The sequence below is a fragment of the Cellulomonas sp. GbtcB1 genome (genome assembly GCF_019091725.1).
Taxonomy (GTDB): domain Bacteria; phylum Actinomycetota; class Actinomycetes; order Actinomycetales; family Cellulomonadaceae; genus Cellulomonas.
On the sequence record NZ_JAGXJG010000561.1, the window covers coordinates 1 to 236 of the forward strand.

A 236-nucleotide genomic window follows, 5' to 3' on the forward strand; every position below is an offset into this window, starting at 1 on the left:
ACCGGTGCACCTCGATGCCCGTCTCGGCGTCGACGCTGCTCCGGGCGTTCCCGCCGAGGTGGTCGCGCCGGTCGATGACGGAGACCGACAGGCCGGCCTCGGCCGCGCGCTCGGCGACCGTCAGGCCGGACAGCCCGGCGCCGACGACGAGCAGGTCCATGCGGGTGCCTCGGGAGGACGGGGCCGCCGGGGCGGCCGGGTGGCGGGGCGAGCGCCCCGGGGGAGGGGCGCCCGCG

General features: G+C 80.5%; 1 protein-coding gene. It reads right to left on the reverse strand.

Annotation, left to right across the window (positions count from 1 at the left end; translation table 11 throughout):
• A partial coding sequence (locus KVT14_RS21390; protein ID WP_217617387.1) for an FAD-dependent oxidoreductase occupies nucleotides 1–160 on the reverse strand: 160 nt, incomplete at its 3' end.
• Nucleotides 161–236: the final 76 nt, after the last annotated feature.